We start from the raw sequence: 8,508 nt of genomic DNA, 5'->3' as shown, positions 1-8,508 counted from the left end.
GTCCGGCCCCTACCGGGGCCGGGATTCAGAGGTGTCCACCACCCGGGGACAGGTCCCGTCTTCCAGCGTCGACAAGTGTGCGGTCATTTGGTCGACGAGGCTTGCCGCACCGAGCTGCCGGTCGATGGTCCGCAGTAGTTCGGTCTGGTCCATGAACGTCTTCACCATGGTCTGGCTGACGTTGCGGGCCGCGTCGATACGGCCCATGAGCTCGTCGTAGCCGTCGACTGCGGAGCCGGTGGGTGGTGCCTCCGGCTTGCCGGTCAACTCGTCGTCAGTGACGCCCAGGAGGACGCGGAGGATGCTTGCGTATCGGGTCGAGATGGCGCGCCGGCCGTTCTCCCACTCCGAGACGTACACACGCAGGCTCGCTGTCGACGCGACGCTGAGCATGTGCTGACGCGCATGACGTTCGATCTCGCGAACCAGACGCTCTTGCGACCATTCGCGCGCGGTTCTTGCTGTCCTGAGTCCGTTCATCACCTGTGCCGCTCCGCATGGGGTGTTGAGCCGTTACAGCAGCATGCCTCACATCGGTGCAGGTCGGCAGGGGTTAACGAGACGCGTGTTAACCCCTGTTGGCTACCGAATCGTTGGCGCGAGCGCTTCTCTAGAAGTGTCGCAGCAAAGCGAGTTGCACCACCCGAGTCACTACAGCACTTGACTTCTGGTGCGCACCAGTTGCAACCTACTGGTGCGCACCAGATGGACGGTGCGAGTGCCTACGGCTTCGCTGCGGGCCACCCGTCAACGCACAGGAGCGGCGTCCCCACCGCCAAGTAAGCACGCCGCTCCCACCCTCAGAGAGGTAGTTCCATAATGCGTCAGATCCCCGTCGACACTTCCAACGCCACCGTGATGGTCGCCAAGGCTCCGCAGACCAAGCTGAAGGACCGCCGGACCGGTGAGATCGCCATGGACGCCGAGACCGGCGCGAAGCTGCTGACCGTGGACGTGATGTTCGCGGCCAACAACGAGGTGGAGATCCTTTCCCTGACCGTTCCCGAGTCGGGCGTCTCCGAGGAGCTGGTCATGGGCACCCCGGTCGCGCTGACCGGTCTGATCGCCCGGCCGTGGGAGAACGAGTTCAACGGGCAGAAGCGCCACGGAATCGCCTTCCGCGTGGTCGCGGTCACCTCGCTGGCTGTCGCGGGCTCGGCTTCGCAGGCGGCCTGATCATGACTGCCTTCCTAATCGCCCTGGTGCTGGTTGTCGCCGCTGCGGGTCTCCTGCGGTGGCGGCGCCCCGCCTGGTACTGGCTGGTCTTCGGCGTCACCTTCGCTGTCCTGCGGGTCCTGGTCCGTTACGTCTCAGTCATGGACGCCTGCGGGCTGACGGTGCCGCCCTCCCGGTGGCGCCTGGCCCTGGCCCGGATCACCAACCGGCCGGTGCCCGAGTCCCGGGTCCCGCGCATCCTGCGGGTCCGGCCCACCCGTACCGGCTTGGTACTGCGCCTCAAGCTCCGGCCGGGGCAGGACGCCTTCGACGTCTCGGCCGCGTCGGACCGGCTCCGTCACTCGTTCGGTATGTACGGCGTGACCTCTCGTGAGCTGCGCTCCGGCGTGGTGGAGGTCCGTATGACCGGCTACGACGTGCTCAAGCGAGTACAGATGCCGGCCACCGCCGACACCCGGCCGATGCGGGTACCGGTCGCGTTACGTGAGGACGGCTCGGTCCACTACCGCGACTACCGGGCTGTGCCGCACGGGCTCACGCTCGGCGCCACCGAGTCAGGGAAGTCCGTCTATCAGCGCAACCTCGTTGCCGGACTCGCCGCGCAGGACGTCGCCTTGGTCGGCATCGACTGCAAGCAGGGCGTCGAACTCTTCCCGCTCGCCCGGCGTTTCTCCGCTCTTGCCGACAACCCGGACACCGCCCTCGAACTCCTCGAAGCACTCGTGACGCACATGGAGGACGTCTACCAACTCATCCGCGCTCAGCAGCGCATCAGCGTCAACGTCCCGGACGCACAGATCGCCGCAGACATCTGGGACCTGCCCACTGACATGCGCCCGGTCCCGGTTGTCGTTCTGGTCGACGAGGTCGCCGAACTCGCCCTGTTCGCCACCAAGGATCAAGAGAAGCGCCGGGATCGCATCGTCACCGCCTTGGTCCGGCTCGCCCAGCTCGGCCGTGCCTCCGGGATCTACCCGGAGATCTGTGGGCAGCGCTTCGGCTCCGAACTCGGCAAGGGCATCACCATGCTCCGTGCCCAGCTCACCGGCCGCACCGCGCACCGCGTCAACGACGAATCCTCCGCGAACATGGCCTTCGGCGACATCGCCCCGGACGCCGTCCTCGCCGCCATCCAGATCCCCACCGAAACCCCCGGCATCGCCGTCACCGGCGACTCCTCCGGCGGCTGGGCCCGCATCCGCGCCCCGCACACCTCGCTGCGCCAAGCCGTGAACATCTGCAACAAGTACGCCGACCGCACCCCGGACCTGCCCGCCCTGGAGCCCTTCCGGCCCGTGGTCGCTCCGCTGCCCTCGGCCCGAGTGCCGCTGTCCAAGACGGCCTCCGCCACTGCTTGATCCTCCCCGCACCCCCGGTCGGCGCGACCGTCCCTCGCGCCATGTCCCTACCCCCTCCATGCCTCATTGCCGGAAGGAGCCATGATGGCCCGCCCCGCCCTCCGAGTCGACGCCGTACTCGTCCAAGCCGTCATTGCCGGGGCACTCTCCTTCGCCCACCTGCATGACCTGGCCGCCGCTGCCGGACAGAGCGGCTGGAAAGCCTGGGCCTACCCGATCAGCGTTGACCTGCTCCTCGTCGCCGCCTGGCGACGACTGCGCTCCGACGGACCGTCCCGGCTGGCCTGGTGCTGGTTTGTCATCGCCCTGGTCGCCTCGCTCGGCGCCAACATCGCCACCGCCGGGCTCCTCGACCTCAACCGGGTCCCGGCCTGGCTGAGCATCCTCGTCGCGGCCTGGCCTGCCCTGGCCTTCATGGGCGGCACGCTCCTGGCCCACTCCGCCAACGACCACCCGGCGGCGCTCGAAGTGCCGGCCGCTGCACCGGAGTCCGAGACCTGCCCCGAACCAGTCGCCTCGCCTGAGCCGGGATCCGTGCCAGCCGCGGTGCCCGAGTCCGAGGAAATTCCCGCGCTCTCGGCCGCTGGTCCGGTCCCAGCTCCGGAACCTGCCCCGGCTCTGCCCGTCACCGCGGCCCCGCCGGTTCCGGCCGCGTTGGTCGACCACGCCCGGAAAGTCGCCGCCGACCACCACGCCCGCACCGGCACCCGGATCGACCTCGACACCCTGCGCGCACGCCTCGGCGTTCCACCCCAGCTCGCCCACGCCATCGCCGCCCAACTCGCCTGATCAGAAGGGAGCGCCACCGACATGCCTGCTCGCGACCACTTCCACTCCGTGATGCGGATCGGGCCCGTGCAGATCGGCACCCACCGCGACCGCAATGGCCAGACCAAACACGCCGCTGTGTGCACGAACGACCGGTGCGGCTGGTCCGCCGACTACGGCAGCGCAACCGCCGCCCAGCTCGCCGCCCGTACCCACCGCTGCACCGCTCGATAGGAGCCCGCCCCGTGGACGTCCCGCTCTGGCTCGCCCTTGCCGCCGTCGGCTACCTCGGCGTCAAGCTCATCCGCCCGCCGTTCTGGCTGGTCCTGGTGCTGCTCCTCGGCGGCTACCTCATCGCGGACAGCCTCCTCGCCCCGGTCATCGACACCGCCGTCAAGTAACCCGCCCCGAAGGGAGATCCGCTGATGTTCCGCCCGAAGATCCCAGCCATGCCGCAGCCCACCGGCTTCATCACCCCGCCCGTCGTCATCGAGCCGACGGCCGTCATCCAGCACACCCCGCCAGCCCCCGCGCCCGTACCTGTTGCTCCGACTCAGCCGACTGTTCAGCTCACCCCTGGCGCCGTCGTCGCCCTCGTCGGAAGCGGCACGGCCGTCGTCCTGGTCGTCGGCGCCGTACTCGTCTCGATGCTCCTGGCGGTCGCCATCACTGGTGCGTCCGTCGCCATCTGCGCCTTGGTCATCCGCTCGCTCATCACGAGCGAGGCGAAGCACCGCTGACCTACTCCCGGGCGGCCTCAACCGCCAAGTCTCCGCCGCCCGGGAGCCGTGCCCCTCTCCGATCTCGCAACCGGAAGGAACCCCCAGCATGCCCCCGCACAGCCACCCGCAGGCTCACATCTGCTCGAACTGCAACGGTCATGCTTCCGTCGCCATCACCCTCGGCGGACGTGACCGGCACGGCCACCTGCGGATCATCACCGCCAACTGCCCGGCCTGCCACGGCACCGGTACCTCCCGCCGCTCGACCGCAGGGGAGGGCGCCCGTGCTTGACGTCCTCCTCAACCCGATCACCCTCGGCGACCTGCTGAGGGTGGCTTCGGCCGACGACTTCGACCGCTGGCAGGACCAGATCCGCCGCACCGGCGGCTGCGCCGACCCCATCCACCTCACCGGCTGGACCCTCGCCAAGGACAAGACGACCGGCGAGACCCTGCACCGCTACTCCACCGAGAACGAGCCTGGCGGGCGCCTCCGCGTCGCCTGCGGAAACCGCCGCGCCTCCCGCTGCCCCTCCTGCGCCTGGACGTACGCCGGAGACACCTACCACCTCATCCGCGCGGGCTTGGCCGGAGACGACCGCCGAGACATCCCCGCCACCGTTCGCGACCACCCCCGCGTCTTCGCCACCCTCACCGCTCCGTCTTTCGGACCGGTCCACAACCGTCCCGACCGGGGCACCTGCCGCTGCGGCACCCGCCACGCGTCCGATGCCCCCGCGCTCGGCACGGCACTCGATCCGAAGACGTACGACTACGCGGGTGCCGTCCTGTTCAACAACTACGCCGGACAACTGTGGCAGCGCTTCACCAACCGACTGCGCCGCGAGATCGCTGTCCGTGCCGGCCTCACCCAACGCGAGCTCAAGGAGGTCGCCCGGCTCTCGTACGGAAAGGTCGCCGAGTTCCAAAAGCGCGGCGCCCTGCACTTCCACGCCGTGATCCGCATCGACGGCCCGGACGGACCTGACACCCCGCCCCCGTCCTGGGCCTCGGCGGGCCTGCTCTCGGATGCCATCGAGGCCGCCGCGGCGCACTCCTACACCTCTGTCTCCGTGCCTGCCATCGAGGACGAGCCCGCCCGCACCTTCCGGTGGGGCACTCAGCTCGACGTACGGCCCGTTAAGGCGTTCGGCGACGGCTCCGACATCACCGAACAGGCTGTGGCCTCGTACGTTGCCAAGTACGCCACCAAGGCCGCCGAGAACACCGGCTCCATCGACCGCCGCATCGGCGAACTCTCCGAACTTGACCGCCACGACGTGCCTGACCACACCCGCAGCCTGATCGAAGCGTGCAAGCGACTCGATCCGTTGTATCCGGACCGTCGCCTCTGGGCTTGGGCCCACATGCTCGGCTTCCGCGGCCACTTCTCCTCCAAGTCCCGGAGCTACTCGACCACCCTCGGGGAGCTCCGGCAGGCCCGTGCCGACTTCCGTGCCAAGCAGGAACGCCAAGCACTCGGCCTCGACGACATCGAGCCGGACACCGTCCTCGTCCTGGCCGATTGGCAGTACGCCGGACACGGCCACACCCCCGGCGAATCCGCACTCGCCGCCACCATCGCCCGCGACCTGCAACTCAACCGTGAAACCGCACGCGAAGCCCTACGCGACCAACGCGCCACGGAAGGAGCCGCAATATGAGAGACCGCTACCTCAGCGTCGACCAGGTCGCCGAGCTGCTTGGTACGACGGCCCGCTTCCCTCGACGCCTGATCGCCGAGCGGCGCATCACCTTCGTCAAGGTCGGCCGTCATGTCCGCATCCCCGAAAGTGCTGTGGACGCCTTCGTGGCGGCGCACACCGTGGAGCCGATCACCGGTCGTACCTCGCATCTCAAGGCGGTGGCCTGATGCCCAACGCCAAAGGGCGCCGTCGCCGCTTCGGATCCGTACGCAAGCTGCCCTCGGGGCGCTTCCAGGCCCGCTACCGGGGCCCGGACGGTCTGATGCGCACCGCGGACAAGACGTTCGCCACGCAGACCGACGCGGACCGCTGGCTCGTGAAGCAAGAGGCCGAGATCCTCGACGGCAACTGGCAGAACCCTGACGTCACGGTGATCTTCGGTGACTTCGCGGAGTCCTGGTTCAAAGATCGCGACTACGCCGCCACCACTCGGGAGCGCAACGCGGGCGTGCTCAAGCTGCACATCCTGCCGACCTTCCGCGCGGTTCCGCTGCGGGAGATCACTACGCCGCAGGTACGGCGCTGGCGTACCGATCTCCTCGCTTCCGGGGTCGGCGCGGCCACCGTGTCCAAGTCGTACCAAGTGCTCCGCGCCATCATGAATACGGCGGTGGATGACGGGCTGATCCAGCGCAACCCGTGCCGGATCAAGGGCGCTGGGGCGGTCACGCACACCGAGCGGCCGTTCTTGTCCGTGCCCGAGGTCTACCGACTCGCCGAAGCTGTTCCGCCGCACTGCCGTGTCCTGATCCTCCTGGCCGCGTTCACGGGGCTCCGCTTCGGTGAGCTGGCCGCTCTCCAGCGCCGTGACATCGACCTGGAGGCTCGTACCGTCTCCGTTCGCCGCGCGTACGCCGAGACGCGTACCGACGGCCTCACGGTCAAGGCTCCGAAGAGCGCGGCCGGTGTCCGTACCGTGGCGTTCCCGGCCTCGCTCGTCGAAGAGCTGGCTCACCACCTCGCCGAGCACGCGAGTGCCGGCCGGACCGGGCTCGTCTTCGTCGGGGCCCGTGGCGGTGTCCTGCGCCGGAACAACTTCAGACGGATCTGGCTTCGGGCGCTCGACTCGACCGGCCTTGGTGACGTCCACTTCCACGATCTCCGGCACACAGGGAACACGCTTGCCGCGACCGGTGGGGCGACTACGCGAGAGCTGATGCATCGCATGGGGCACTCGTCGGTGCGGGCTGCCCTGATCTATCAGCACCTCGTCAACGGGCGTGATCATCAGATCGCTGACTACGTCGACGGTCAGATCCGGAAGGTCAAGCGGCCCTCGCAGGATCCTTCTGGCACGTAAGTGGCACGGCGGCGAAAACGCGCTGACAAAGATCAAGGCCCAGGCATCCGGCGTCACACCGGTTGACCTGGGCCTTGATTGCGTCCTGGGACTGGTGGGCGCGGACGGTTTCGAACCGCCGACATCCGCCTTGTAAGAGTGGATGTCGATTGACCGGTGACCTGTCCTGACGGTGCTTCACGTAGATCATTTAGGCGAGATTTGGGAGATCAACTTTCCCAGATGCGTTCCCACCCGAGATGCCCCATGGCCCGCTCGTAGATCTGCTGCAGCCCCTCCAGCCTATCCCTGCGCATCGCCGGTGTGGGGTGCTGGTACACGGCCTTGATGCCCGGCCGCTTGTGCCCGGCCTGCTCGAAGGCCAGCGACGGCTTCACCCCGATCTGCTCCTGGTACGTGTCGTGCGTGTGCCGCAGCGCGCGCATCGTCACCCCCCGCATGATCGGCTCCCACTCGCTGCGGGGCGCGTGCCCCTTCGTGGCCTTGAGAGCCTCCCGCCCGTCGAACACCGGCCGCGTCACCTGCCGGCCGAAGTTGTTCCGGCGCCAGTGCTTCCCGCCCGCCGTACAGAACAGCCACTCGTACCGGTGCCGCTCGGCGTGCGCGGCCAGCAGCTCGGAGAGGAACGGCGGCAGGTCGATGTCCCGCTTCGACTCCCGTGTCTTGACCGGTTCGAGGATCAGGACCTGACCGAGCTTCTTCCCGTCCTTGTCCCGCGGCTGGTACTCGGCTACCTCCTGGACGACGGCCAGCGTCGGGCACACGAACTCGCCGCCGTCCGCAGTCTCCTTGCGCTCCGTCAGCGACCCGGCCCGCAGCGCCAGGCTCTCGCCCCACCGGACCCCCGCGAACGCGGTGACCACCATGTGGAGTCCGTTGACCGGCCCGGCCCGGCGAGCCGCCCGCAGCACCGCCTCGGGCGGCGCCCACAGATCGGCCGTCGACTTCTCGCTCTGCTTCTCCTTAGCGTCCGCCGTCCGGCTACGCCTGCGGTTGGCGAGCGGGTTGACGAGCAGGTGCTGAGCGTCGACCGCGCCGGTGAGGATCATCGACATGATGGTCAGGCACTGCGTCGCCGTGCTGTCGTCGCAGTCCAGGCCGTTCGCCCAGTTCTCGGCGTCGAACCAGGTGATGCCGTTCAGCGCGGTGTGATCCCAGCGCGGCAGGATGATCCGGTCGAGGCGATCCCAGCGCGTCTCACTGGTGCGGCCGCGCGGTGACTTGGCCGCCATCCACTCGCGTGCCCACTTCCCGAACGGCTTCCGCATCAGGTCCGGGTCCATCCACCGGCCGGCCCGGATCGCCGCTTCCTGCTCCTCGCCCCACCGCTCGGCAAGGTTCTTCGTCGGGAACCCCGGCTCGGATCCCCAGGTCCCGTCGGGCTTCTTGTACCTCGCGCGCCAGGTGAACGCCTTGGTCTGGCGCCCGTTCCTGACCTTGTAGACCTTCTCTGCATAGGCCATGCCTGTCCCCCTGTC

Annotated in this window: 11 protein-coding genes and 1 pseudogene; 10 read left to right on the top strand and 2 right to left on the bottom strand. The window is 68.7% G+C overall.

What is annotated here, in order from left to right:
• Window positions 1–57: 57 nt before the first annotated feature.
• Window positions 58–393 (bottom strand): annotated as a pseudogene (locus ACLVWQ_RS17820) (XRE family transcriptional regulator); the annotation flags it as partial.
• Between the two features lie 426 nt (window positions 394–819).
• Between ACLVWQ_RS17820 and ACLVWQ_RS17815 the strand changes: the two are divergent.
• The 10 genes from ACLVWQ_RS17815 to ACLVWQ_RS17770 all read left to right on the top strand — a co-directional run bounded on the left by ACLVWQ_RS17815 (window position 820) and on the right by ACLVWQ_RS17770 (window position 7,030).
• Window positions 820–1,176: a hypothetical protein gene (locus ACLVWQ_RS17815; RefSeq protein ID WP_107018480.1), complete on the top strand. Its 357-nt coding sequence runs from the start codon at window positions 820–822 to the stop codon at window positions 1,174–1,176.
• Window positions 1,177–1,178: 2 nt separating this feature from the next.
• Window positions 1,179–2,534, top strand: a complete 1,356-nt coding sequence (locus tag ACLVWQ_RS17810) for an FtsK/SpoIIIE domain-containing protein (RefSeq protein ID WP_414109792.1) — start codon at window positions 1,179–1,181, stop codon at window positions 2,532–2,534.
• A gap of 84 nt (window positions 2,535–2,618) precedes the next feature.
• Entirely contained in the window at window positions 2,619–3,323 is a 705-nt protein-coding gene (locus ACLVWQ_RS17805) for a DUF2637 domain-containing protein (RefSeq protein WP_407133498.1), read from the top strand.
• Window positions 3,324–3,344: 21 nt separating this feature from the next.
• On the top strand, window positions 3,345–3,536 hold the full coding sequence (locus ACLVWQ_RS17800; RefSeq protein ID WP_189779709.1) for a mobile element transfer protein: 192 nt from the start codon (window positions 3,345–3,347) through the stop codon (window positions 3,534–3,536).
• Window positions 3,537–3,547: 11 nt separating this feature from the next.
• Window positions 3,548–3,703: a hypothetical protein gene (locus ACLVWQ_RS17795; RefSeq protein ID WP_189838082.1), complete on the top strand. Its 156-nt coding sequence runs from the start codon at window positions 3,548–3,550 to the stop codon at window positions 3,701–3,703.
• A gap of 24 nt (window positions 3,704–3,727) precedes the next feature.
• Entirely contained in the window at window positions 3,728–4,042 is a 315-nt protein-coding gene (locus ACLVWQ_RS17790; protein ID WP_414109791.1) for a SpdD-like protein, read from the top strand.
• 88 nt (window positions 4,043–4,130) lie between these two features.
• Complete coding sequence (locus ACLVWQ_RS17785; protein WP_189779707.1) at window positions 4,131–4,316, top strand: hypothetical protein; 186 nt, start codon at window positions 4,131–4,133, stop codon at window positions 4,314–4,316.
• Complete coding sequence (gene repSA / locus ACLVWQ_RS17780; protein WP_414109790.1) at window positions 4,309–5,688, top strand: replication initiator protein RepSA; 1,380 nt, start codon at window positions 4,309–4,311, stop codon at window positions 5,686–5,688. The genes ACLVWQ_RS17785 and repSA overlap by 8 nt, the downstream gene beginning before the upstream one ends.
• Complete coding sequence (locus tag ACLVWQ_RS17775) at window positions 5,685–5,897, top strand: helix-turn-helix domain-containing protein (RefSeq protein WP_189779705.1); 213 nt, start codon at window positions 5,685–5,687, stop codon at window positions 5,895–5,897. The genes repSA and ACLVWQ_RS17775 overlap by 4 nt, the downstream gene beginning before the upstream one ends.
• Window positions 5,897–7,030, top strand: coding sequence for a tyrosine-type recombinase/integrase (locus ACLVWQ_RS17770; RefSeq protein ID WP_414109788.1), 1,134 nt, complete (start codon window positions 5,897–5,899; stop codon window positions 7,028–7,030). The genes ACLVWQ_RS17775 and ACLVWQ_RS17770 overlap by 1 nt, the downstream gene beginning before the upstream one ends.
• 209 nt (window positions 7,031–7,239) lie before the next feature.
• Here the strand turns inward: ACLVWQ_RS17770 and ACLVWQ_RS17765 are convergent, their stop codons facing one another.
• Entirely contained in the window at window positions 7,240–8,493 is a 1,254-nt protein-coding gene (locus ACLVWQ_RS17765) for a hypothetical protein (RefSeq protein WP_414109787.1), read from the bottom strand.
• Window positions 8,494–8,508 lie beyond the last annotated feature (15 nt).

Source organism: Streptomyces sp. CWNU-52B (assembly GCF_047444975.1).
Classification (GTDB): Bacteria; Actinomycetota; Actinomycetes; order Streptomycetales; family Streptomycetaceae; genus Streptomyces.
Note: the sequence above shows the minus strand (reverse complement) of the source record. Positions and strands in the feature narration are given on the sequence as shown.

Coding starts and splice junctions, on each gene's coding strand:
- ACLVWQ_RS17815 (WP_107018480.1), top strand. CDS start 820: ATGCGTCAGATCCCCGTCGACACTTCCAACGCCACCGTGATGGTCGCC.
- ACLVWQ_RS17810 (WP_414109792.1), top strand. CDS start 1,179: ATGACTGCCTTCCTAATCGCCCTGGTGCTGGTTGTCGCCGCTGCGGGT.
- ACLVWQ_RS17805 (WP_407133498.1), top strand. CDS start 2,619: ATGGCCCGCCCCGCCCTCCGAGTCGACGCCGTACTCGTCCAAGCCGTC.
- ACLVWQ_RS17800 (WP_189779709.1), top strand. CDS start 3,345: ATGCCTGCTCGCGACCACTTCCACTCCGTGATGCGGATCGGGCCCGTG.
- ACLVWQ_RS17790 (WP_414109791.1), top strand. CDS start 3,728: ATGTTCCGCCCGAAGATCCCAGCCATGCCGCAGCCCACCGGCTTCATC.
- ACLVWQ_RS17785 (WP_189779707.1), top strand. CDS start 4,131: ATGCCCCCGCACAGCCACCCGCAGGCTCACATCTGCTCGAACTGCAAC.
- ACLVWQ_RS17775 (WP_189779705.1), top strand. CDS start 5,685: ATGAGAGACCGCTACCTCAGCGTCGACCAGGTCGCCGAGCTGCTTGGT.
- ACLVWQ_RS17770 (WP_414109788.1), top strand. CDS start 5,897: ATGCCCAACGCCAAAGGGCGCCGTCGCCGCTTCGGATCCGTACGCAAG.
- ACLVWQ_RS17765 (WP_414109787.1), bottom strand. CDS start 8,493: ATGGCCTATGCAGAGAAGGTCTACAAGGTCAGGAACGGGCGCCAGACC.